The organism is Kitasatospora sp. NPDC094019 (assembly GCF_044764505.1).
Lineage (GTDB): Bacteria > Actinomycetota > Actinomycetes > Streptomycetales > Streptomycetaceae > Kitasatospora.
Genome location: NZ_JBIWIF010000018.1, coordinates 103,786 through 127,174 on the forward strand (window position 1 = coordinate 103,786; position 23,389 = coordinate 127,174).

General features: G+C 74.7%; 21 protein-coding genes. 13 read left to right on the forward strand and 8 right to left on the reverse strand.

Annotated features, from left to right (window positions below; all coding sequences use genetic code 11):
- The first annotated feature begins 189 nt into the window (after positions 1-189).
- Together ACIQ9P_RS31425 and ACIQ9P_RS31430 are read left to right on the forward strand one after the other, a co-directional pair.
- Entirely contained in the window at positions 190-585 is a 396-nt protein-coding gene (locus ACIQ9P_RS31425) for a DUF3224 domain-containing protein (protein ID WP_402363714.1), read from the forward strand.
- A gap of 78 nt (positions 586-663) precedes the next feature.
- Positions 664-1,569, forward strand: a complete 906-nt coding sequence (locus tag ACIQ9P_RS31430; protein WP_402363717.1) for a DUF5995 family protein — start codon at positions 664-666, stop codon at positions 1,567-1,569.
- Here the strand turns inward: ACIQ9P_RS31430 and ACIQ9P_RS31435 are convergent.
- Complete coding sequence (locus ACIQ9P_RS31435) at positions 1,530-2,969, reverse strand: GuaB1 family IMP dehydrogenase-related protein (protein ID WP_402363720.1); 1,440 nt, start codon at positions 2,967-2,969, stop codon at positions 1,530-1,532. The two genes, ACIQ9P_RS31430 and ACIQ9P_RS31435, sit on opposite strands and share 40 nt — an antisense overlap.
- Before the next feature lie 295 nt (positions 2,970-3,264).
- On the opposite strand from ACIQ9P_RS31435, the gene ACIQ9P_RS31440 reads away from it, so the two are divergent.
- On the forward strand, positions 3,265-4,800 hold the full coding sequence (locus ACIQ9P_RS31440; protein WP_402363723.1) for an SDR family NAD(P)-dependent oxidoreductase: 1,536 nt from the start codon (positions 3,265-3,267) through the stop codon (positions 4,798-4,800).
- Between the two features lie 80 nt (positions 4,801-4,880).
- Entirely contained in the window at positions 4,881-5,333 is a 453-nt protein-coding gene (locus tag ACIQ9P_RS31445) for an NUDIX hydrolase (RefSeq protein ID WP_402363726.1), read from the forward strand.
- Between the two features lie 84 nt (positions 5,334-5,417).
- On the opposite strand, the gene ACIQ9P_RS31450 is transcribed toward ACIQ9P_RS31445, so the two are convergent.
- The 3 genes from ACIQ9P_RS31450 to ACIQ9P_RS31460 are packed head-to-tail and all read right to left on the reverse strand — an operon-like array spanning position 5,418 to position 8,880.
- Complete coding sequence (locus ACIQ9P_RS31450) at positions 5,418-7,652, reverse strand: FtsX-like permease family protein (RefSeq protein ID WP_402363729.1); 2,235 nt, start codon at positions 7,650-7,652, stop codon at positions 5,418-5,420.
- Positions 7,649-8,359 (reverse strand): ABC transporter ATP-binding protein, encoded by a 711-nt coding sequence (locus ACIQ9P_RS31455; RefSeq protein WP_402363732.1) that lies wholly within the window; start codon positions 8,357-8,359, stop codon positions 7,649-7,651. Before ACIQ9P_RS31455 ends, ACIQ9P_RS31450 begins: the two co-directional genes overlap by 4 nt.
- A complete protein-coding gene (locus tag ACIQ9P_RS31460; protein ID WP_402363735.1) occupies positions 8,356-8,880 on the reverse strand; it encodes a PadR family transcriptional regulator in 525 nt (174 codons plus the stop codon). Before ACIQ9P_RS31460 ends, ACIQ9P_RS31455 begins: the two co-directional genes overlap by 4 nt.
- A 443-nt stretch (positions 8,881-9,323) precedes the next feature.
- On the opposite strand from ACIQ9P_RS31460, the gene ACIQ9P_RS31465 reads away from it, so the two are divergent.
- Both ACIQ9P_RS31465 and ACIQ9P_RS31470 read left to right on the forward strand, forming a co-directional pair.
- Positions 9,324-9,995, forward strand: a complete 672-nt coding sequence (locus ACIQ9P_RS31465) for a hypothetical protein (protein ID WP_402363738.1) — start codon at positions 9,324-9,326, stop codon at positions 9,993-9,995.
- 39 nt (positions 9,996-10,034) lie between these two features.
- Positions 10,035-10,553 (forward strand): GNAT family N-acetyltransferase, encoded by a 519-nt coding sequence (locus ACIQ9P_RS31470; RefSeq protein ID WP_402363740.1) that lies wholly within the window; start codon positions 10,035-10,037, stop codon positions 10,551-10,553.
- Positions 10,554-10,646: 93 nt separating this feature from the next.
- Here the strand turns inward: ACIQ9P_RS31470 and ACIQ9P_RS31475 are convergent, their stop codons facing one another.
- A complete protein-coding gene (locus tag ACIQ9P_RS31475; RefSeq protein WP_402363743.1) occupies positions 10,647-11,324 on the reverse strand; it encodes a YoaK family protein in 678 nt (225 codons plus the stop codon).
- A gap of 112 nt (positions 11,325-11,436) precedes the next feature.
- Complete coding sequence (gene asnB / locus ACIQ9P_RS31480; RefSeq protein WP_402363746.1) at positions 11,437-13,269, reverse strand: asparagine synthase (glutamine-hydrolyzing); 1,833 nt, start codon at positions 13,267-13,269, stop codon at positions 11,437-11,439.
- A 229-nt stretch (positions 13,270-13,498) separates the two neighbouring features.
- Here asnB and ACIQ9P_RS31485 point away from each other — a divergent pair, with 229 nt between their 5' ends.
- The 4 genes from ACIQ9P_RS31485 to ACIQ9P_RS31500 all read left to right on the forward strand — a co-directional run bounded on the left by ACIQ9P_RS31485 (position 13,499) and on the right by ACIQ9P_RS31500 (position 16,282).
- Positions 13,499-14,437, forward strand: coding sequence for a TIGR01777 family oxidoreductase (locus ACIQ9P_RS31485; protein WP_402363749.1), 939 nt, complete (start codon positions 13,499-13,501; stop codon positions 14,435-14,437).
- Between the two features lie 106 nt (positions 14,438-14,543).
- Entirely contained in the window at positions 14,544-14,915 is a 372-nt protein-coding gene (locus ACIQ9P_RS31490) for a BlaI/MecI/CopY family transcriptional regulator (protein WP_402363907.1), read from the forward strand.
- Positions 14,912-15,799: a M56 family metallopeptidase gene (locus ACIQ9P_RS31495; protein ID WP_402363752.1), complete on the forward strand. Its 888-nt coding sequence runs from the start codon at positions 14,912-14,914 to the stop codon at positions 15,797-15,799. Before ACIQ9P_RS31490 ends, ACIQ9P_RS31495 begins: the two co-directional genes overlap by 4 nt.
- Positions 15,800-15,829: 30 nt before the next feature.
- Positions 15,830-16,282: a DHCW motif cupin fold protein gene (locus tag ACIQ9P_RS31500; RefSeq protein WP_402363755.1), complete on the forward strand. Its 453-nt coding sequence runs from the start codon at positions 15,830-15,832 to the stop codon at positions 16,280-16,282.
- On the opposite strand, the gene ACIQ9P_RS31505 is transcribed toward ACIQ9P_RS31500, so the two are convergent.
- Positions 16,245-17,273: an NlpC/P60 family protein gene (locus ACIQ9P_RS31505; protein ID WP_402363758.1), complete on the reverse strand. Its 1,029-nt coding sequence runs from the start codon at positions 17,271-17,273 to the stop codon at positions 16,245-16,247. The genes ACIQ9P_RS31500 and ACIQ9P_RS31505 overlap by 38 nt on opposite strands.
- 423 nt (positions 17,274-17,696) lie before the next feature.
- Here ACIQ9P_RS31505 and ACIQ9P_RS31510 point away from each other — a divergent pair, with 423 nt between their 5' ends.
- From ACIQ9P_RS31510 to meaB, 3 genes are read left to right on the forward strand one after another with little or no spacing between them, the layout of a single operon-like run.
- Complete coding sequence (locus ACIQ9P_RS31510) at positions 17,697-19,568, forward strand: methylmalonyl-CoA mutase subunit beta (RefSeq protein ID WP_402363761.1); 1,872 nt, start codon at positions 17,697-17,699, stop codon at positions 19,566-19,568.
- The gene (gene scpA, locus ACIQ9P_RS31515) at positions 19,565-21,856 is read left to right on the forward strand and encodes a methylmalonyl-CoA mutase (RefSeq protein ID WP_402363764.1); all 2,292 of its coding nucleotides are present in this window, start codon (positions 19,565-19,567) and stop codon (positions 21,854-21,856) included. The genes ACIQ9P_RS31510 and scpA overlap by 4 nt, the downstream gene beginning before the upstream one ends.
- A gap of 12 nt (positions 21,857-21,868) precedes the next feature.
- Positions 21,869-22,867 carry a methylmalonyl Co-A mutase-associated GTPase MeaB gene (gene meaB / locus ACIQ9P_RS31520; protein WP_402363767.1) on the forward strand — a complete coding sequence of 333 codons (999 nt, stop codon included), beginning with the start codon at positions 21,869-21,871 and terminating at the stop codon, positions 22,865-22,867.
- A gap of 8 nt (positions 22,868-22,875) precedes the next feature.
- Here meaB and ACIQ9P_RS31525 read toward each other — a convergent pair whose 3' ends face one another.
- Complete coding sequence (locus ACIQ9P_RS31525; protein ID WP_402363770.1) at positions 22,876-23,343, reverse strand: ATP-binding protein; 468 nt, start codon at positions 23,341-23,343, stop codon at positions 22,876-22,878.
- Between the last annotated feature and the right edge of the window lie 46 nt (positions 23,344-23,389).

Below are 23,389 nucleotides of genomic sequence, written 5' to 3' on the forward strand. Positions count from 1 at the left end.
GCTCGATCGCCGGTCACCGGTCGCCGGTCGCCGGTCGCCGACCGTCGGGACCACGGCGGCCGGGCGCACGGCCCCACCGGAACACCGCCCCCGCCGGGAGTCACGGCGCGATTGTCAGTGGGGCGTGCGAGGGTGGCCCCGCGGTCGGTACCGACCGGGCGCACGGGCTTTCGTCGAGGGGACGGTGCGATGGGCGACAGGACGAGCGGGGCCTTCGAGGTGACGGCGTTCGAGCCGGAGGAGACGGACGAGCAGCCGGGCGCGACGCTCGGCCGGGTCCGGATCACCAAGGAGTTCACGGGTGGGCTGACCGGGGCGAGCGTGGTGCGGATGCTGTCGGTGCTGGACGGCTCGGGCGGCCCGGCCGCGTACGTGGCGGTGGAGCGGTTCACGGGCGCGCTGGACGGGCGGCCGGGGTCATTCGTGCTGCAGCACTCGGCGCCGGGGAGCCACGGCGAGCGGCTGTCGATCCGGGTGGTCGCGGGGACCGGCACGGACGGGCTGGCGGGGATCACCGGGGTGTTCGAGCTGGAGGTGGACGAGGAGGGCCGGCACACGTACGTCCTGGAGTACGAACTGGGCTGAGGCGCGGCGTCTGTGCGGCGCCTCCGACTCCTGTCACGATGATGCGATCAATACACGATCGACGTCGGAGGGTGACGGATGACCGGGGTGCCCACAGGGATCGCGGACGGGGCGCGGGGGATCGACGGCGTCGTCCGGCGGCTGCGGGCGATCGCGGCCGACCTCCCGCCCACCGACGGGGTGGCGGTGTTCAACCGGATGTACCTCACGGTCACCGAGGGCGTCGGGACCGGGCTGGGCGGGTTCGCCGACCCGTCCGCCGTCGCGGAGCTGGACGTGCTGTTCGCCGGGCGCTACCTGCTGGCGGTGGACGCGGTCGCGGCCGGGCGGAGGCCGCCGGCCTGCTGGCGGCCGCTGTTCGAGCAGCGCGCCGACCCGGAGGTGCACCCGCTGCAGTTCGCGCTGGCCGGGATGAACGCCCATATCCAGCACGACCTGCCGCTCGCCGTCGTCGACACCTGCCGCCGGCTCGGCCTGGAGCCCGAGCAGTTGGAGGACGACTACCACCGGATCAACGCTCTGCTGGCGGGGGTCGAGACGGCCGTGCGCGAGCAGCTGATGCCCGGGCCGGACGTACTGGAGCGGCTGGAGCCGATGACGCACCGGATCGGGGCCTGGTCGGTCGACACCGCGCGGGAGGCCGCCTGGGGCTCGGTGCGGCTGCTCTGGGGGCTGCGCGGGCGGCCGGCGGCGGCGCGGGCGTGCGCGGCGGCGCTGGACGGGGCGGTCGGGCTGCTCGGCCGTGCGCTGCTCCTGCCGCTGGGCCTGCGGGACGAGGCCGCCGAGGCACCCGCCGCCGCCGGCGCGCCGGTACCGGTGCCAGTGCCGGTACCGACGTCGGAGCCGGACCCGCAGGTATCACCGGCGCCGGACGCGCCGGTGGCCGGCCTGCTCCCCGTGGCGAGGAGCGGACCGGCCACCGACGGACGCCCGCCGGGCGGTGATCAGGCCCAGCTGGAGTGCAGCGGCTTGCCCTCGGCGTAGCCGGCCGCGCTCTGGATGCCGACCACGGCCTTCTCGTGGAACTCCTCCAGGCTCGCCGCGCCCGCGTAGGTGCAGGAGCTGCGCACGCCCGCGACGATGGAGTCGATGAGGTCCTCGACGCCCGGGCGGGCCGGGTCGAGGAACATCCGGGAGTGCGAGATGCCCTCCTCGAACAGCGCCTTGCGGGCGCGGTCGTAGGAGGAGTCCTGGGAGGTGCGGTTGCTCACGGCCCGCTTGGAGGCCATGCCGAAGGACTCCTTGTACTGGCGGCCGTCGGCGGTGGTCTGGAGGTCGCCGGGCGACTCGTAGGTGCCGGCGAACCAGGAGCCGACCATCACGTTGGAGGCGCCGGCGGCCAGCGCCATGGCGACGTCGCGCGGGTGGCGCACCCCGCCGTCGGCCCAGACGTGCTTGCCCAGGCGGCGGGCCTCGGCGGCGCACTCCAGCACGGCGGAGAACTGCGGGCGGCCGACGCCGGTCATCATCCGGGTGGTGCACATCGCGCCCGGGCCGACACCGACCTTCAGGATGTCCGCGCCGGCCTCGACCAGGTCACGCACACCGGCCGCCGAGACGACGTTGCCCGCGACGACCGGGACCTGCGGGTCCAGCCCGCGCACGGCGCGCAGCGCGTTGATCATCGACTCCTGGTGGCCGTGCGCGGTGTCCACGACGAGCGTGTCGGCGCCGGCCTCCAGCAGGGCCTTGGCCTTGCCGGCGACGTCGCCGTTGATGCCGACGGTGGCGGCGATCCGCAGCTTGCCGGCGGCGTCGACGGCCGGGGTGTAGAGGGTGGCGCGCAGGGCGTTCTTGCGGGTGAGCAGGCCGACCAGGCGGCCGTCGGGGCCGACCACGGGGGCGAGCTTGCGGTGCGCCTCGCTGAGCCGGTCGAAGGCGTCGCGGGGGTCGATGCCCTCGTCCAGCAGCAGCAGGTCGCGGGACATCACCTCGGCGAGCGAGGTGAAGCGGTCGACGCCCTGGCAGTCGGAGTCGGTGACGACGCCGACGGGGCGGCCGTCCTCGACCACGACCAGCGCGCCGTGGGCGCGCTTGGGGAGCAGCGAGAGGGCCTCGGCGACAGTGGCGCCGGGGTCGAGGGTGATGGCGGTGTCGTGCACCAGGTGGCGCTGCTTGACCCAGCCGACGACCTCGGCGATGACCTCGGTCGGGATGTCCTGCGGGATGGCGACCAGGCCGCCGCGGCGGGCGACGGTCTCGGCCATCCGGCGGCCGGCGATGGCGGTCATGTTGGCCACGACCAGCGGGACGGTGGTGCCGGTGCCGTCGTTGGAGGAGAGGTCGACAGCCTGGCGGGAGCCCACGGCGGATCGGCTGGGGACCATGAAGACGTCGTCGTACGTAAGGTCGTACGAGGGCATGAGGTCGTTCAGGAAGCGCATGAAACGGGGCTCTCTGGCTGGGAGAAATTACACCTCGGGTGCGGGTGCGGCACGGCCGCAGGGCGCACTCGGGCGCCCCGCACCCAACGTTCGATTCTCCGGTACCGGTAGGACAAACGCCAGCTGGCTGCCGTTTGCTGGGGCTGCCTACAAGTCATGATCAAAGCTTCGCGCGTAGATATGGAGGATCGTCCAAACCTCGGCTTTTCGCCCCGGCCGGGGCCGCTCCCGTAGCATTCACGCGGTAGACGCGGCGGACGCCGTGATCGGCGAGGCGAGCGGGAACGGCAGAGGCATGGCGGCGGGACTGACGACGGCGGCGGACGTGGACACCGGGCAGCAGCGCCCGGGCGACGAGGGCATCGAGGGCACCGAGGAGATCGACTACGGCCCCGGCCTCGACCCCGAACGGCTCCGGCTCTGCCTGGAGGTGCTCGCCGAGCTGGACGAGCTGCATGTCGACCACCCGGACGCGATCACCGTCCGCCAGGCCGTCGGCGGCATATTCCGCACCCTCAAGCAGCGCCGCCGCCAGGAGACCCGGGCCCGCAAGACCGCCAACGACCGCGAGGTCACCGCGCGCACCGCGACCGGCGCCCCGAGCCGGATCGACGACGAGACGGCCGGCGCCTTCGGCCTGACCACCGTCACCACCACGGAGATCGCCGGGATCCTGGAGCGCCCCCGCTCCTGCTACATCTGCAAGCAGCGCTACATCGAGGTCGACGCGTTCTACCACAACCTCTGCCAGGGCTGCGCGAGCAAGAACCGGGCCCACCGCGACGCCCGCGCCGACCTGACCGGCAAGCGCGCGCTGCTGACCGGCGGCCGCGCCAAGATCGGGATGTACATCGCGCTGATGCTGCTGCGCGACGGCGCGCACACCACCATCACCACCCGCTTCCCCAACGACGCGATCCGCCGCTTCACCGCGATGCCGGACAGCGCCGAGTGGCTGCACCGGCTGAAGATCGTCGGCATCGACCTGCGCGACCCGGCCCAGGTGATGGCGCTGGCCGACGAGGTCGCGGCGGACGGCCCGCTGGACATCCTGATCAACAACGCCGCGCAGACCGTGCGCCGACCGCCGGAGTCCTACCGGGAGCTGGTCGCCGCCGAGTCCGCGCCGCTGCCGGCCGGGGAGCTGCCGCAGTCGACCACCATCGGCCGCTTCAACAGCGGCAGCGTCGACCTGCCCGCGCTGCCGCACCAGGCGTCGGACCCGGCCGAGCGGATCTCCGCCGAGGACGTCACCTCGCTCGCCCTGGTCACCGGCTCGGCCACGCCGGAGCGGATCCGGGCCGGGACGGCGATCGACGCCGGCGGCCTGGTCCCGGACCTCGCGGACACCAACAGCTGGGTGCAGACCGTCAGCGAGGTCGGCCCGGTCGAGCTGCTGGAGGTGCAGCTCTGCAACTCCACCGCGCCGTTCATCCTGATCAGCCGGCTCCGCCCGGCGATGGCCGCCTCGGCGTCCCGCCGCAAGTACGTGGTCAACGTGTCCGCGATGGAGGGCGTCTTCACCCGCGGCTACAAGGGCGCCGGCCACCCGCACACCAACATGGCCAAGGCCGCGCTCAACATGCTGACCCGCACCAGCGCGATGGAGATGTTCCAGACCGACGGCATCCTGATGACCGCCGTCGACACCGGCTGGATCACCGACGAGCGCCCGCACCCGGACAAGATGCGCCTCGCCGACGAGGGCTTCCACGCCCCGCTCGACCTGGTCGACGGCGCGGCCCGGGTCTACGACCCGATCGTGCGCGGCGAGCAGGGCGAGGACCTCTACGGGTGCTTCCTGAAGGACTTCGACCGCGCCGCCTGGTAGTCGTCCGGCAGGACGGCGTGACCACCGCGCCGTCCTGCCACTGCCACTGCCGCACCGTCACCCCGTTCGGAGGAACCGACGTGATCCACGCACCGCTGCTCGGCGCCGGAGTGATCGTGCCCACCGGGGACGGCCGGGTGCTGATCGGCCGCCGCACGACGGCCGGCGAGCCGCCGACCTGGAGCCTTCCCGGCGGCAAGGTCGACCCCGGCGAGTCCTTCGAGCGGACCGCCGCGCGCGAGCTCGCCGAGGAGACCGGGATCGTGCTCCCGGCCGAGGAGATGCGGGTACTGGCACTGCTGCTCGACCACGAGCTGGGCCGCCCCAGGCTCACCGCCGCGGTGCTCGCGCCGCCGAGCCTGGCGCCCGCGGTGGTCATGGAGCCGCACTCCTGCGGCGGCTGGGAGCGGCTGCCGCTGGACGCGCTGCCGGAGCCGATGTTCTACCCGTCCGGGCTGGTGCTGGGGGCCTGGCGGGTGGAGCTGGGGTTCGCGCCCCGGCCGGGGACGCGCGCGTACGCCGTCCAGGGCTGACCGGCCGCCGGTCCGCACACGCGTGAACCCCGCACCCCCTGACAGCGGGGTGCGGGGTTCACGCGTGTCCGGCCGAGCCCGGAGTCAGCCGTTGCGGGCGGCCTCCGGGCCGGTGATCCGCTTCAGCAGCGGAAGCGTCGAGGCGATGATCCCGAGCGAGGCGACCAGCCCGAACAGCACCAACCCGAAGTACACCCACCCGGGCGACACCAGGTCGTAGTCCATCTGCGACTTGAGGAACATCGCGGCCGCGCCGAAGCCCGTCCCGATCGCGACGGCCGACACCAGGAGCAGCGGCAACGCGCTCTCCATCGCGATCACCACCCGCAGCATCCGCAGCGGCGCCCCGGTGAGCCGGAGCATCGCGAACGGCCGCCGCCGGTCGGACAGGCCCGCGACCACGCTCACCGCCAGGCTGCAGCCGGCGATCGGCAGGGTGGTGAGCAGCACCACGTCGGCGAGCTGGCGCCAGCCGGCGAGCGTCTTCTGCTGGGAGGACCCGAAGTCCTGCACCATCCGGGCGTGCTGCTCCGGGAAGGTCCGGCTGAGCAGGGTGCGGACGCGCTCCTTGGCGGCGGTCGTGCCGTCCGTCGTCACGTAGAGCGACAGCACCGGCAGTCGGTCGGCGGCCTCGGCGGTGATCGGCGCGGCCGGCCACTCCCTGGCGGCCTGGGAGGTCAGGCTCAGGAAGCCGAACGGCTCGACGGCGGCGACGGCGGCGCCGGGGGCGCAGTGGCCGATCACCGGGGCCAGGGCGAGGTCGGCGCAGGACACCAGGGACGCCTCGGGCCAGTCGGGCGGAGCGGTCGGGTCGTGCGCCAGGCCGTCCGGGTTGGCGTGGGCGACGGCGAGGGCCCGGAAGCCGGGGACGGAGCGCAGTTCGGCGAGGAAGCCGTCCGGGAGGGCGTCGGCCATCACGGGGTCGCCGGGCAGGGCGCCGTGCTCCACCGCGACCCGGGTCTGCGCGTCACCGCCGAGCGCGCCGCGGTTGGTGTCGATGGTGCCGATGACGGCGACCGTGGCGGTGGTGACGAACAGGGCCAGGATCAGGCCGGCGACGGCGCGGAAGCCCGTTCTCGGGTCGTCGGCGAGCCGGCGGACGGCGATCAGGGTGGCCGGGCGGCTGGTCCGGGCGGCGACCAGGCGGGCGACCGACATGGTGAGCCAGGGGCCGGCGATCACCAGGCCGGCCATGATCACCAGGAAGCCGGTCAGGTAGGCGGCGGTCTGGCCGCCGGTGGTGTGCGGGCGGCGGCCGACGAACCAGGCGAGTTCGGCGAGCCCGGCCGCCAGCGGCGCGGCCCGCCAGGCGGAGGGGGGCCGCGGGGTGGTCCGGCGGCTGACGCCGAGCGGGGAGACGGTGACCCGGCGCAGGGCGAGCCGGGCGGCGACGGCCGCCGCCACCGGGACGCCGACCAGTACGGCCAGGCCCTGCGGCAGGGTGAGGGTCAGATCGTCCACGAAGAAGCGGTCCCCGGTGAACGGGACCGTCGCGACCAGCGGGCGCAGCAGCAGGTGGACCCCGAAGCCGAGGACGGTGCCGGCCACGGCGGCCACGGTGGACTCGGCGGCGGCGATCACGGTGATCTGCCGGGGTGTCGCCCCGACCAGGCGCATCGCGGCGTAGCGCTGCTCGCGGGTGGCGGCGGACAGGCGGGTGGCCGTGCCGATGAAGATCACCACGGGGAAGAGCAGCGCGCCGGCGACCACCGAGAGGATGAGGGTCATGGCGTCGCCGCGGACGCCGGTGCCCGGGCAGTCGGCGTCACAGGTCGGCGGCAGGGTGGTGGCGATGGTGGTGACCTGCCGGGCGCCCGAACGGGCGGCGAGGGTCGCCGGGTCCTGGCCGCTCACCATGACCAGGGAGTCCGGGGAGGCGAGGGCGGCCTTGCCGATCTCTCCGGCGAGGTGGCCGGGGAAGCGGTCGGCGAGCTGGTCCGCGGGCCGTTCGCGGAGCAGCTCCGCCAGGGCGGGCGAGGCGTAGAACTCGCCGGCCGCGGGCAGCTTCGACAGGCCCGGGGGGACCGGCGAGGTCGGTCCGGTGGCGGCGACCTCGACCAGGAGGAGTTCGTGGCCGTCGTAGTACTCGGGGGTGCGGTCGCGCCACCAGAGCGGGTCGACGTTCGCGCTCTCGGTGCGGCTCTTGGCCCCGCTGTTGGCCCAGAGCGTCCGGTCGTTGGTGGCCCCGACGGCGTTGACGGCGGCGAGCGTGGAGAGCAGCAGGCCGACGCCGATGGCGGTGGCGGCGGTGATGATGAGCAGTCGGGCGACGGCCTGGCGGCCGCCGCTGACGGCGAGGCGGAGGGCGAAGGAGATCACGGGGCGACCCGCTCCGCGGCGGCGGCCGGCGGGTACGGGTTGGTGAGCGCCCGGGCCCGGCCGTCCCGGACCAGGGCCTCGCGGTCGGCGTAGGCGGCGACCCGGGGCTCGTGGGTGACCAGGACGACGGTGGTGCCCTGTTCGCGGGCGGCGCCGACCATCAGCTCCATGACCTGTTCGCCGGTGAGGGAGTCCAGGGCGCCGGTCGGCTCGTCGGCGAACAGCACCCGGGGGCGGGTGACCAGGCCGCGGGCGAGCGCGATCCGCTGGGCCTGGCCGCCGGAGAGTTCACCGGAGCGGCGGCCGCCCAGGCCGTCCAGGCCGAGCCGGGCGAACCAGGGGCGGGCCTCGGCGAGGGCGGCGGTCCGGCGGACGCCGCCGAGCAGCAGCGGTAAGGCGATGTTCTCCTCGGCCGTCAGTTCCGGGACGAGCTGGCCGAACTGGAACACGAAGCCGAAGGAGTCCCGGCGCAGGGCGCTGCGCCGGTTCTCGTCGAGCCGGTCGATCCGCAGGCCGTCGAAGTACACCTCGCCCGCGTCGGGGACGAGGATGCCGGCCAGGCAGTGCAGCAGGGTGGACTTGCCGGAGCCGCTGGCGCCCATCACGGCGAGGACCTCCCCGGCCTCGGCGGCCAGGCTGGCGCCGCGCAGGGCCGGGGTCTCACCGAAGGCGAGTTCGACGTCGCGGGCTTCTATCAGGGCGTTCATGCGCGTACCTCCGCGGCGAGGGCGTCCAGGCGGGCAGTGGTGACGTCGATCCAGCGGAGGTCCGCCTCCAGGTGGAAGAGGCCGTGGTCGGCGAGCAGGGCGTCGACCAGCGGACCGGTGCGGCGCAGTTCGGTCAGTTCGCGCATCCGGCGCAGGTGGGCGGCGCGCTGGGTGTCGAGGTACGCCTCGGCGTCGCGGCCGAGCAGGAGGGCGAGGACGACCTTGGTGAACAGCACCGACTGGAGGGTGGGTTCGGGGGCGACGGGCTCGGCGAGCCAGTGCTCGAACTCGGTCACCCCGGCCTCGGTGATGACGTAGCGCTTGCGTTCGGGTCCGTCGCCGGGCTCGGCCTCGCCGGCGACGACCTTGCCGTCCCGGGCCAGTCGGCCCAGCGTGGAGTAGACCTGGCCGTAGGGCAGGGGCTTGCCGCGCCCGAAGAGGGCGTCGTAGTCGCGCTTCAGGTCGTAGCCGTGGCTCGGCTCTCGCTCCAGCAGCCCGAGAAGGGTGAGGGGAACACTCATGGGAGGACCATACACCAGGGGTATACACCGAGTGTATAGACCGCGAGAACAAGGTGCTGAGCTGGGAGAACGTCGTGTCGTCCGGTCGGATGCCGCGTATCGCCCGGCCTCGGACTCCCGGGTCGCCCGATCGCCGGCCGGCCCCGGAACGCCGCGAGCGGGGGACGGCCCCATACCCCGTCCCCCGCCCTGCACGGCGGCCCGGCGAGCCCCCACAGCGGGCCGGACCACCGCGCCCCCGGCACAGGGGGCGCGGCCGGTGCCAGCCTGCCCCGTCCACCCCCGGCCCGCCGAGGGCCGAACGTCCCGGTCCCGGCGCCCGGCCGGGGACCTCGGTCCCGTGGCGCGGCCGCCCTACCGACTCTTGTGCCCGGGGGCGGTGCCGGGGGAAATTGGAGTCCGACGGGGCCCACGCACGCCACCAGCCGTGAGGAGCACGCATCGTGTCCAGGACACCCCGCCCGGCCCGAACCGGGTCGCCGCCCCGGCGGGCCGGCCGCGCCCTGCGCCTCGCCCTCGGCCGCCGGCACACCGTCCGGGCCCGCGAACCGCTCGCCCGCCCGGTCGACCGCGCCCGCAGCCGCGCCTGGCTCGCCGCCGGCCTCGCCCTGGTCCTCGGGCTGGCCGGGATCGCCGCCGCCGCCGTCCTCGGCTACCGCGCCGCCGGGCGCACCGCCGAGGCCGAACGCGGCCGGCTGCACCGCACCGAGGCGCTGGTCCTCGGCCGGCTCCGCGCCGAGGACCCGGGCGTCGGCCGGTGGAGCGGCGGCTACGAGAAGCGGGTGGACACCTCGCTCTCCTGGACCTCCCCCGACGGGCTGGCCCGCACCGGCACCGTCGAGGTGCCGCGCAGCGCCCCCACCGGGTCCACCGTCACCCTCTGGCTCGACGACGACGGGCGGCCCGCCACTCCCCCGGCGACGACGCTCGGCCTGGTCGTCGGGGTGGTCTGCACCGGCCTGGCCGCCACCGCCACCCTGACCGCCCTGTTCGGCGGCGCGCTCGTCCTGCGGCTGCGCGCCCTCGACCGGCGGGCCGCCCGTGACTGGGAACGCTCCTGGGCCCGCTGGGAGCCCCGATGGTCCGGCCGCACCAGCCAGCCGCAGGACGACTGAACGGCACCGAGGACCCTCGAACCCCCGATGGAGACACCCTTGTTCAGCACCGAACGGCTGACCGCCCGCCTCTGGCAGCACGCCGACGCCGAGCGCGCGTTCGACACCTACGCGCGCTGGGAGGTCGCCCGCTGGCTGGGCGCCGTCCCGCGGGTCCTGGAGTCGCCCGCCGAGGCGCCGGCCATGATCGACCGCTGGCGGCGGCGCTCGGCCGACCCCCGCTACGGGATCTGGGCCCTGGAGCGCAAGGACACCGGCGTGGTGGCCGGCTCGGTGGTCCTGATCCCGTTGCCGGACGAGGACGGCACCGGCAACGGCGAGATCGAGGTCGGCTGGCACCTGCACCCCGACTCCTGGGGCCACGGCTTCGCCACCGAGGCCGCCACCGCCGCCCTCGCCAAGGGCTTCTCCGACGGCCTCGGCGAGATCCACGCCCTGGTCCGCCCCGGCAACGAACGCTCCGCCGCGGTCTGCCGCCGCCTCGGCATGACCCCGCGGGGCCGCACCGCCCGCTGGTACGGCGCCGAGTTCGACAGCTACCTCGCCGCTCGCCCCTGATCCCCGGACCGGGCCCGGACCTGACCCTGGCACCGGGCCCGGCGGGACCCCCGGACGGCGCGTCGGCGTGTCGGCGTGTCGGGTGCCGGCGCGTCAGCGGGCGCCGTCGGGGTGGGTCCAGGGAGCGGCCGGGTGTCCGGAGGCGCGGTGGGTGAGCGCGGCGACGGCGAGGAGGAGGGCCAGGGCGACGGCGAGGGCGGCCGGGACGCTGGCGTGCAGGACGAGGACGGCGCCGACCAGGGCGCCCGCGAACATCGAGACGGCGGAGGCGAGGCGGCGGGGGCCGGCGCGGTCGGCGGCCAGGGCGGTGAGGGTCATGGTCAGCACGGTGGTGGTCAGGTCCGGCACCCGGAGCGCGCGGACGACCGCATTCTGCAGGCCCATCGCCGCGCCCAGCACGCCGATCAGGGTGTGACGGACCGGTTCGGCGGTGTGGCCGAGGGCCGCGGCGAGCACGGTGCAGGCGGCGAACACCGCCGACTGGGCGACCAGGGTGAGGACCAGCAGCCGCCCCCGGTGACCGGGGCGGCGTTCGGCGAGGCGGCCGCCCACGAGCGCGCCGGCCAGGAAGGCGGCGAGCGCGGTGAGCGAGGAGGTCGCGGACAGGCCCGGCGCCCCCGCCAGGGCGAAACCCAGGAAGATCACGTTGCCGGTCATGTTGGCGACGAAGACGTGCCCGAGGGCGAGGTAGCTGATCGCGTCGACCAGCCCGGTCACCACGGTGAGCACCAGCAGCATCGCCACCAGCGGCCCGTGCCGGGGGTCGCGCATCCTGCCCTCCTGCCGCTCGGTCCTGGTCCACCGGCAGCCTAGCCGGACCGGCCCGGTGGGGCCCGACCTGTGTGGTCGGTCCGCACCGGGCCGGTCGGCGGGACGGGATCCGTCAGACGGCGAGCGCCGGGCGGTGGTGGTCCAGCCAGAGGGCCAGGTCGACGACCCGCTCCAGCCGGAGCCGGTGGCCCCACTCCAGCTGGTCGGCCGGCGTGTCCAGGCTGGCCTTGATCACCGTCTCGTCGGCGATGTCGCGCACGTGCGGCGCGTCCAGGGCCTCCCGGGCGAGCCGCTGGAGCCCGCTGTTGTAGTCGGCGTGGTGGGTCGCCGGGTAGTGGTTCTTGGGCCGCCACAGCACCGAGTCCGGGGCGATGCCCTGGCCGGCCGCGCGCAGCAGGCTCTTCTCCCGGCCGTCGTAGCTCTTCATCGCCCAGGGGGCGTTGAACGCGTACTCGACCAGCCGGTGGTCGCAGTACGGCACCCGGACCTCCAGGCCCTGGGCCATCGAGAGGCGGTCCTTGCGGTGCAGCAGCTGGCGCAGCCAGCGGGTCATCGACAGGTGCTGCATCTCGCGCTGGCGGTGCTCCTCGGGGCTCTCGCCGTCCGCGTGCGGGACCGCGGCCAGCGCGCTGCGGTAGGTGTCGTCGCGGAACTCGGCGATCCGCAGGTGGGCGGCGAGGTCCGGGTTGATCGGCATGGCCGCCTCGTCCCCGGTGACGAGCAGCCAGGGGAAGGTCTGCGCGGCGAGCGCCTTGGGGTTGTGGAACCACGGGTAGCCGCCGAAGACCTCGTCGGCCGCCTCGCCGGAGAGCGCGACCGTGGAGTGCTTGCGGATCTCGCCGAACAGCAGGTAGAGCGAGGTGTCCATGTCGCCGACACCGATCGGCGAGTCCCGGGAGACGACGACGGCGCGGCGGTTCTCCAGGTCCAGCAGGGTGCGCGGGTCGAGCACCACGGTGGAGTGGTCGCTGCCGATGAAGGCGCCGGCCTCGGCCGCGAACGGGGTGTCGTGGCCGGTGCGCAGCACGTCGCCGGTGAACTGTTCGGCCTGGTCGCTGTAGTCGACGGCGTAGGAGCGCAGCTTGGCGTCCGGCCCCTCCTGGAGGCGCAGCTCGTCGGCGACCAGGGCGGTCACGATGGTCGAGTCCAGGCCGCCGGAGAGCAGGCTGCAGAGCGGGACGTCGGCCTCCAGCTGGGCGCGGGCGGCGCGGTTGACGAGTTCGCCGATCCGCTCCTTGGTGGCGTCCAGGCTGTCGGTGTGGGGGCGGGCGGTGAGCTCCCAGTAGCGGGTCTCGCGGACGCCGGTGCGGTCGAGGACGAGCAGGGCGCCGGGGTGGACCTCGCGGACGCCGGCCCAGACCGTGGGGCCGGTGTTGAAGAGCAGGCTGTACGCCTCGCGCAGGCCGTCGGCGTCCACCGTGGGAGTGATCTCCGGGTGGGCGAAGAGCGCCTTGGGCTCGGAGCCGAAGGCGACGCCGCCGTCGATCTCGGCCCAGAACAGCGGCTTGACGCCGAGCCGGTCGCGGACCAGCAGCAGGCGCTGCTCGCGCTCGTCCCAGACGGCGAAGGCGTACATGCCCTCCAGCCGCTCGACCAGGGCGTCGCCCCACTCCTGGTAGGCGCGCAGCACCACCTCGGTGTCGCTGCGGGTCTCGAAGCGGTGACCCTTGGCGCGGAGTTCGGCGCGCAGCTGGTGGTGGTTGTAGACCTCGCCGCTGTAGGTGAGGACGACGCCCGGCTCGTCGCGGCGGTCGGGCATGGGCTGGGCGCCGCCGTCGATGTCGATGACGGCGAGGCGGCGGTGGCCGAGGGCGGCGTGGCGGCCGAGCCAGACGCCGCCGGCGTCGGGGCCGCGCAGGGTCATGGTGGCGGTCATCGCCTCGATGACGGGGGCGCTTTGGCGGACGTCCTGGTGGAAGGACACCCAGCCGGTGATTCCGCACATGCGCGAGCACTCCTTGGCGAGCTTGAACGAGCTTGAACGAGCTTGGGCGAGCTTGGGCGAGCTTGGGCGAGCAGACGATCGGATCCGGACCACCAGTCGGCCGAGCACCCGGGGTGGTTCCACGGATTCGGACACATTTCCGGCCATGTCCTGGCGACAACGGCATTTTGAACACGTTCAGGTCGACCGCTACGGTGTGCACGACCAAATGATTCGAGGGGGGATCCCGATGAGGATCGTCATACCGGGCGGTACCGGCCAGATCGGCCGCATCCTGGAGCGGGCGCTCACCGAGGACGGCCACGAGGTCGTGCTGCTGACCCGCCGGCCCGGCCGTGACCAGGAGATCTTCTGGGACGGCCGCTCGCTCGGCCGCTGGACCGCCGCCGTCGACGGCGCCGACGCCGTGATCAACCTCGCCGGGCGCAGCGTCAACTGCCGCTACACCGAGCAGAACCTGCGCGACATGACCGACTCCCGGGTCCACTCCACCCGCGCCGTCGGCCGCGCGATCGCGGGCGCCCGGCGCCCGCCCCGGGTCTGGCTGCAGATGAGCACCGCCACCATCTACGCCCACACCTACGGCACCCCGCACGACGAGGACACCGGCGTCATCGGCGGCGCCGAGCCCGGCGTCCCCGCGTACTGGGAGCGCAGCGTCCGGATCGCCCGCGCCTGGGAGCGCGAGCAGACCGAGGCCGCCACCCCGCGCACCCGGCGGGTCGCGCTGCGCTGCGCCATGGTGATGAGCCCGGACGCGGGCGGTGCCTTCGACCAGTTGGCGCGGCTGGCCAGGACCGGCCTCGGCGGGCCGGTCGACGGCGGCGGGCAGTACCTGTCGTGGATCCACGACCGGGACCTCGTCCGCTCGGTCCGCTTCCTGCTCGACCGGGAGGACCTCTCCGGCCCGGTCAACCTCGCCACACCGACGCCGGTGCCGCAGCGGGCGTTCATGCGCACGCTCCGGCGGGCCGCGGGCGTCCCGGTGGGCCTCCCGGCCACCCGGTGGATGGTCGAGCTCGGCGCGTTCGCGCTCCGCTCGGACACCGAACTGCTGCTGAAGAGCCGGGCAGTGGTCCCGGGGCGGCTGCTGGCCGCCGGGTTCGCCTTCGAGCACCCGCACTGGCCCGCGGCGGCCACCGACCTGCTCCGGCGGACGCGCCGCTGAGCGCGGCCTTACGATGGGCGGCGGGCGCCGGGGCAGGACTGCCCGGGGGCGGAACGATCCGGGGCACGACGACCCGGGGGCGGGACGGCGGAGGAGCGGACGGGTGCTGCGGGGATTCGGCGATCTGGAGGCCGAGATCATGGACCGGCTGTGGTCCTGGGGCCGCCCCGCCACCGTCCGCGAGATCGTGGACGACCTGGGCCGGCAGCGCCCGGTCGCGTACACCACCGTCAACACCGTCGCCGACATCCTGCACACCAAGGGCTGGCTGCGGCGGACCAAGGCCAGCCGGGCCTGGGTCTACGAGCCGACCTGCACCCGGGAGTCGTACACCGCGCAGCTGATGCACCAGGCCCTGGAGACCAGCCCGGACCGCGCCGGGGCCCTGCTGCACTTCGTCGACCGGATCAGCGGCGACGAGGCGACGGCCCTGCTCGCCGCCCTGGAGCAGGTCAGGGCGCGGGACGACGACCGGTGACCCTGGCCCTGCTGACGCTCCACCTGCTCCTGGTCGGCGTCCTGCTCCCGCGACGGCTGGCCGGCTCGCCCCGGGCCCGGGCCCGGATCCAGGCCCGCCCGGCCCTCGGCGCGGCCGTCTGGCTCGCGCTGATGGCCTCCTTCGGTACCGGGCTGCTGCTCGCCGCGCACCACCTGGTGGCGCCGCTCGGGCACGAACCGGCCGGACTGGTCGGTCTGCTCCCGCACCTGGAACCGGCCCCCGCGCCGCACGCCCACGCCTGGTGGGCCCCGGTCGCGGCCGCCGGCGCCGTCGCGGCGGTCGCCGCCGTGCTCGCCGCGCGGGCCGCCCGGGCCAGGCGGCGGCACCGGGAGACGCTCGACCTGACGGCCACCAGGGACCGGGGGCGCCGACTGCTCGTACTGGAGGACCCCCGGCCCGCCGTCTACTGCCTGCCCGGCCGCCGGGCCCGGGTGGTGGCCACCCGGGGCGCCGTCGACCTGCTGGACCCGCGCGGGCTCGCCGCGGCCGTCGCCCACGAGCACGGGCACCTGCGCGGACGCCACCACCTGGTCCTGCTCGCCGCCGACACCTTCGCCCTCCTCCTCGGCCGGCTCCCGCTGGCCCGGCTCGGGCGGGCCGAGGTGGCGCTGCTGCTGGAGATGGCGGCCGACGACGCCGCGCTCACCCGGGTGACCCCCGCCGAACTCGCGGGCGCGCTCTGCGCCCTGGCCACCGCGGGGGCCGTCCCCGGCCCGACCGGCCTGGCCGCCGCGTCCACCGGGGTGCTCGCCCGCGTCCAGCGCCTCGCCCGCACCCCCGCGCCCCCGGCCCCCGCCTACCGGCTGGCCGCCCTCGCCGCCCCGCTCCTCCCCTACCTGCTGGCCTGCGCCCCGCATCCGTGACACCGGTCGCGCCCTGGCTGGGGTGACCGCATGGATCTCACCGGTTTCCCCTTCACCGCCACCGACCGGACCCAGGTCGCCGAGGAGCGCAAGTCCGGCGGGAGCGGCGAAGTCACCAGCCGTGTGCAGCGGTTCGGGGAGGTCCGGGCCCGGCGGGTCGACCACAGCCCCGGGTATGTCGCCGACCACTGGTGCCGCAAGGGACACGTCCTGTTCGTCCTGGAGGGCGAGCTCGTCACCGCGCTCGACGACGGCCGGGTCGTGGTGACCGGCCGGGGCGGCAGCTACCAGGTGGCCGACGACGCGGAGGCGCACCGCTCCAGCGCGCCGAGCGGTGCCAGCCCGCTGATCGTCGACCGACGGCCGCCGGGAGCATCCCTCGGCGCGTCCACCGGCGCGTCCACTGACGTCCACGGGCGCGTCCACCGGCCGCGCCCGGCGGCCGTCAGGGGCGGACGGCGCCGACGTAGGGCATCGCGGTGATCGGGAGGACCTCGACGTTCTTGCCGGTGCGCGGGGCGTGGATCATCTTCCCGTCGCCGATGTAGAGGCCGACGTGGTGCAGGTCGCCGTAGAAGAAGACCAGGTCGCCCGGTTGGAGGTCGGCGCGGGCGATGCGGGCGCCGGCCTTCCACTGGTCCTGGGAGACCCTGGGGAGCTTGACGTCGGCCGCGCGGTAGGCGGCGCCGGTGAGGCCGGAGCAGTCGAAACCGGACGGGCCGGTGGCGCCCCAGACGTACGGCTTGCCGAGCTGCGCGTAGGCGAACCGGATCGCGGCGGCCGCCCGGCCGGAGGCGGGCACGGCGGGGTCGGGACGCTCGGCGGCGGAGCGGGAGGCCCGGGTGGCGGCTGCCTCCTGGGCGTTGATCTTCGCCCGGTCGGCGGCGCCGAGCTTGTTGAGCAGGGCCTGGGCCCTGGCCAGCTTGTCCTGGACCGTCTTCTTCTCGCCCGCGAGCGAGCCGGCCGCCCGGTCGAGTTCGGCCAGGGTGGCGGTGGCCTCGGCGCGGTCCTGGTCCAGCCGGCGCTGCTCGGCCAGGGCCTGGCGCAGCAGGGCGGCCTGCGAGTCGACCACCTGGTTCTGGGTGGCGGCCCGGGCCAGGTAGGCACCGGGGTCGGAGTCGAGCATCAGCTGGACGGACGGGTCGATGCCGCCGGTGCGGTACTGCTCGGCCGCGATGCCGCCGAGCTGGGTGCGCAGCTCGTTCATGGCGTCCTGGCCCCGGGCCACCTTCTCCTGGATCCGGCCCGCCTCGCCCTGGAGCTTCTGCTGCTTCTCCTGGAAGCCGTTGTAGCGCTCGATCGACTGCTCGGCCTCCTCGTTGAGCCGGTCCACCTCCTCCTTCACGGTGGCGAGGGAGGGCGCCGGTTCGGCCTGGGCGGGCCCCGCGGTGAGGACGACGCCGCCGGCCATCGCGGTCGTGAGGACCGCCAGACGGGCCCGGCTGGGCGGGCTGGGCTTGCGGCGCTTTCCCATGACGGCGGACTCCTGATGGCGAGAAGGGGTGGGGTCGAGGCGAGAGGCGAGAGGCGAGAGGCGCGAACACGGGCGGGTGAACGGAAAGGCGAACGGACAGACGAACGGACAGGCGAACGGGCAGGCCGGCGCGAACCGCGGGTGCGCCACCCTCCACCCACGCTCTACTAAGTAACTTAATAGATAACCGTCGGGGTTCCGCAAGCCGCCCGCGCCCGGTACCCCGCCCACCCCCTGCCCGCACCCCTGTCCGCCCCCTGCTCCACCCCTGCCCCGTCGCCGCTCAACCCCTGCTCGACCCCCTGTTCGCACCCCCGTTCGCGCCCCTGGTGGCACCGGTAGTGCAACAGAGTGCACAGAGAGGGCAAGGTCACACCCTTCGCCTCTCCTGCGCCCCCGCGAACGGGCGCTAACCTGCGGGGCATGACGGTCCCGCCCGAAGGGCTTCCCCTGGCCGCCGAGTTCCCGGCCGCCCACCGCGAGCAGTGGCAGACCCTCGTCGAGGGTGTGCTCCGCAAGGCGGGGGCGCAGCCCGAGGACGGCGCCGCGGCCGAGCACGCGCTCGGTACCGCGCTCCAGGACGGGCTGCGCGCCCGCCCGCTGTACACCGCCGAGGACGCCCCGGCCGACCCCGGCCTCCCGGGCTTCCCGCCGTTCGTGCGCGGCGCCCGGCCGCAGGGCGCCTCGGTCTCGGGCTGGGATGTGCGCCAGCGGCACAGCGACCCCGATCCGCGCCGCACCAACGAGGCCGCGCTGGCCGACCTGGAGCACGGCGGCGGTTCGCTCTGGCTGGAACTCGGCGGCGCCGGACTGCCGGTCGCCGCCCTGGGCGAGGCGCTCACCGGCGTCTACCTCGACCTGGCCGGCGTGGTCCTCGACGCGGGCGCCGAATTCCCCGCCGCCGCCGAGCGGTTGTTCGAGCTGTACCGGGAGCGCGAGGTCTCCCCCGGCTCCGCCGTCGCCACCCTCGGCGCCGACCCGCTCGGCCTCCAGGCCCGCACCGGCGACGCAGCCCGCACCGACGCCCTGCTCGCCGAGGCCGCCGCGCTCGCCGTCCGCTGCGCCGAGGGCTTCCCCGGCGTGCGCGCGCTGGCCGTCGACGCCCTGCCCTACCACGGCGCCGGCGCCTCCCCCGCCCAGGAGCTGGGTGCCTCGCTGGCCGCCGGCGTCGCCTACCTGCGCGCGCTCACCGCCGCCGGCCTGTCCGTGGACGCCGCGCTCGGCCAGCTGGAGTTCCGCTACGCGGCGGACGCCGACCAGTTCCTGACCATCGCGAAGCTCCGCGCCGCCCGTCGGCTCTGGGCCCGGGTGGCCGAGGTCTCCGGCGCCGCCCCGGCCGCCTCGGCGCAGCGCCAGCACGCCGTCACCTCCGCCGTGATGATGACCGCCCGCGACCCGTGGGTGAACATGCTGCGCACCACCATCGCCTGCCTGGCCGCCGGTGTCGGCGGGGCGGACGCGGTCACCGTGCTGCCGTTCGACGAGGCGCTCGGCCTGCCGGACGCCTTCGCCCGCCGGATCGCCCGCAACACCCAGGCGATCCTGCTGGAGGAGTCGCACCTGGCCCGGGTCGTCGACCCGGCCGGCGGCTCCTGGTACGTGGAGCGGCTGACCGACGAACTCGCGCACGCGGCCTGGGCGTGGTTCCAGGAGATCGAGCGGGCCGGCGGCCTGCGCGCCGCACTGGAGTCCGGCCTGGTCGAGGAGCGGATCGCCGCCACCTGGGCCGAGCGTTCGGTCCGGCTCGCCAAGCGGCGCGAACCCGTCACCGGCGTCAGCGAGTTCCCCAACCTCGGCGAGCAGGCACTGGTCCGCGCGCCGGCCCCGGCCGGCCCCCGCGGCGGGCTGCCGACGGTGCGGCGCGCCGAGGCGTACGAGGCGCTGCGCGACCGCTCCGACGCGCACCTCGCGGCCACCGGCGGGCGCCCGGCGCTGTTCCTGGCGTCGATCGGCACCGCTTCCGCGCACACCGCGCGCACCACCTTCGCCGCCAACCTGTTCCAGGCCGGTGGCATCACCACCACCGCGCACGAGGGCACCGACCCGGCGGCCTTCGCCGAGGCGTTCGCCGCCGGCGGCGCCGCCGTGGCCTGCCTCTGCTCCAGCGACGCCCTGTACGGCGAGCACGCCGAGGCGGTGGCCGGCGCGCTCAGGGCCGCCGGCGCCCGGCGGGTCCTGCTGGCCGGCCGGCCGGGCGAGAACCCGCCCGCGGGCGTGGACGGCTTCGTCTTCGCCGGCGGCGACGCCGTCGCCGTCCTCACCTCCCTGCTCGACGAGATCGGAGTGGCCCGATGATCCCCGACTTCACCGCGATCGGGCTGGACCCGGACGCCGACGGCGCCCCCGCCCACCAGAACACCCCGGCCCGCTCGGAGGCCCCGACCGGACCCGGAGCCCCGACCGGACCCGGGGCACCGAACCGCCCGGACGCCACCGAGGACCAGTGGCGCGCCGCCTGGCGGCAGGCCACCGGCAAGGACGTCGAGGAGCAGCTCTGGGACACCCCCGAGGGCATCGGCGTCAAGCCGCTGTACACGGCCGAGGACCTGGCCGGCCTGGACTTCCTGGGCACCTACCCGGGTATCGCCCCGTACCTGCGCGGCCCGTACCCGACCATGTACGTGAACCAGCCGTGGACGGTCCGGCAGTACGCGGGCTTCTCCACCGCCGAGGAGTCCAACGCCTTCTACCGCCGCAACCTGGCGGCCGGTCAGAAGGGCCTGTCGGTCGCCTTCGACCTGCCGACCCACCGCGGCTACGACAGCGACCACCCGCGGGTCACCGGCGACGTCGGCATGGCGGGCGTCGCGATCGACTCGATCTACGACATGCGCCAGCTGTTCGACGGCATCCCGCTCGACAGGATGTCCGTGTCGATGACCATGAACGGCGCGGTGCTGCCCGTCCTGGCGCTGTACATCGTGGCGGCCGAGGAACAGGGGGTGCCGCCGGAGAAGCTCGCCGGGACCATCCAGAACGACATCCTCAAGGAGTTCATGGTCCGCAACACCTACATCTACCCGCCGCAGCCGTCGATGCGGATCATCTCCGACATCTTCGCGTACACCTCGCAGAAGATGCCCCGGTACAACTCGATCTCCATCTCCGGCTACCACATCCAGGAGGCCGGGGCCACCGCCGACCTGGAGCTGGCGTACACCCTGGCCGACGGCGTCGAGTACCTGCGGGCCGGACTGGACGTCGGCCTGGACGTGGACGCGTTCGCGCCCCGGCTGTCGTTCTTCTGGGCGATCGGCATGAACTTCTTCATGGAGGTCGCCAAGCTGCGCGCGGCCCGGCTGCTCTGGGCCAAGCTGGTCAAGCAGTTCGACCCGAAGAACGCCAAGTCGCTGTCGCTGCGCACCCACTCGCAGACCTCCGGCTGGTCGCTCACCGCCCAGGACGTCTTCAACAACGTCGCCCGCACCTGTGTGGAGGCGATGGCCGCCACCCAGGGCCACACCCAGTCGCTGCACACCAACGCGCTGGACGAGGCGCTCGCGCTGCCGACCGACTTCTCCGCCCGGATCGCGCGCAACACCCAGCTGCTGCTCCAGCAGGAGTCCGGCACCTGCCGGGTCATCGACCCGTGGGGCGGCTCGGCGTACGTCGAGAAGCTCACCCACGACCTGGCGAACCGCGCCTGGCAGCACATCCAGGAGGTCGAGGCGGCCGGCGGCATGGCCAAGGCCATCGACGCCGGCATCCCCAAGCTGCGGGTCGAGGAGGCGGCCGCCCGCACCCAGGCCCGGATCGACTCCGGCCGCCAGCCGGTGATCGGTGTCAACAAGTACCGGGTCGACAGCGACGAGCAGATCGACGTGCTCAAGGTCGACAACTCCGCGGTCCGTACCGCCCAGATCGAGAAGCTGCGCCGACTGCGCGAGGAGCGCAACGAGGCCGCCACCCGCGCCGCCCTGGACGCGCTCACCCGGGCCGCCGAGGCCGGGCCCTCGCGCGGCGGCTCGCTCGACGGCAACCTGCTGCACCTCGCCGTGAACGCGGCCCGCGCCAAGGCCACCGTCGGCGAGATCTCCGACGCCCTGGAGAAGGTGTACGGCCGGCACTCGGGCCAGATCCGTACCATCTCCGGTGTGTACCGAGACGAAGCGGGCGCCTCCGCCCCCCTGCAGCGCACCCGGGAACTGGTCGAGCGGTTCGAGCGGGCCGAGGGCCGCCGGCCCCGCATCCTGGTCGCCAAGATGGGCCAGGACGGCCACGACCGCGGCCAGAAGGTGATCGCCACCGCCTTCGCCGACCTCGGGTTCACCGTGGACGTCGGCCCGCTGTTCCAGACCCCCGCCGAGGTCGCCCGGCAGGCCGTCGAGGCGGACGTGCACATCGTCGGCGTCTCCTCGCTCGCCGCCGGCCACCTCACCCTGGTGCCCGCGCTGCGCGCCGAACTCGCCGCCGCCGGACGCGAGGACATCACCATCGTGGTCGGCGGGGTGATCCCCCCGCAGGACTTCGACGCCCTCTACGAGGCGGGCGCCGCGGCGGTCTTCCCGCCCGGCACGGTGATCCCGGAGGCCGCCTACGACCTCCTCAAGTCGCTCGCCGCCGACCTCGGCCACGAGATCTGAGGCCCGGCCCGGATGCCGCCCCGGACGATCGACCTCGACAGCTACGCGACGGGTGTGCGGGAGGGCTCGCGCGCGTACATCGCGCGGGCCATCACCCTCGTCGAGTCCACCCGGCCCGACCACCGCGCGCTGGCGCAGCAGCTGCTGACGGTGCTGCTGCCGCACGCGGGCGGGGCCGTCCGGGTGGGCATCACGGGCGTGCCCGGCGTCGGCAAGTCGACCTTCATCGACGCCTTCGGCACCATGCTCACCGGGCAGGGCCACAAGGTCGCGGTGCTGGCCGTCGACCCGACCTCCAGCCGCACCGGCGGCTCGATCCTGGGTGACAAGACCCGGATGGAGCGCCTCGCCGTCGACCCGGACGCCTTCGTCCGGCCGTCGCCGACCTCGGGCACGCTCGGCGGGGTGGCCAAGGCCACCCGGGAGTCGATGCTGGTGATGGAGGCCGCCGGCTACGACGTGGTGCTGATCGAGACGGTCGGCGTCGGCCAGTCGGAGACCACGGTGGCGGGGATGGTGGACTCCTTCCTGCTGCTGTCGCTCGCCCGTACCGGCGACCAGCTGCAGGGCATCAAGAAGGGCGTCCTGGAGCTGGCCGACGTCATCGCGGTCAACAAGGCGGACGGCCCGCACGAACTCGACGCCAAGGCCGCCGCCCGCGAACTCGCGGGGGCGCTGCGGCTGTTGCAGGCCCCGGACGCGCCGTGGACGCCGCCGGTGCTGACCTGCTCGGGGCAGGACGGCAGCGGCCTGGACGTGCTCTGGGAGCGGCTCCAGCAGCACCGCAAGGTACTGGACGCGACCGGCGCGCTGGCGGCCAAGCGCCGCGACCAGCAGGTGGAGTGGACCTGGGCCATGGTGCACGACCAGCTCCTGACCCGGCTGCACTCCCATCCCGAGGTGACCCGCCTGGTCCCGGAGCTGGAACGCCGGGTGCGGGAGGGCACCCTCACGGCGACCCTGGCGGCGGACAGCATCCTGGACGCCTTCGGCCTGCCGCCGGTGCCCTGAACTGCACGCTACGCCGCGAGAACACCGAGCGCCGTGCCCCACCCGTGTGTGGGGCACGGCGCTTCGTGCTGCTCGGGGAACTCGAACCACACCACCTTGCCGGGGCTTTCGGGGTGCCACCCCCACGCCTGCGCCAACGCCGCCACCAGCACCAGCCCCCGCCCACCCGTCTCGTCGGCCCCGCGCTCCCGCCCCGGGAGCGCGGGGCACCGATCAGCCACCTCGACCCGGAGCCGCCCCGGCCGCCGCAGTACCGTGACAAGGCAGCGGTCCCCGGTGTGCAGCATCGCGTTGGCGATCACCTCACTGGCACACAGCTCCAGGTCCTGGAGCGCATCGTCCGAGAGCGGAACGCCCCACTCCCGCACGATCGCCGCCACCAGCCACCGCGCCGCCGGCACCGCCTCGGGCCCCGGCGGCATCCCCCATTCCAGCGGAACCGGAAACCGGGCACTGCTGAGCGGGCTGACGGTCACATTCGACCCCATCGATCCTCCACCACCACAGATGGACAGCACTGCC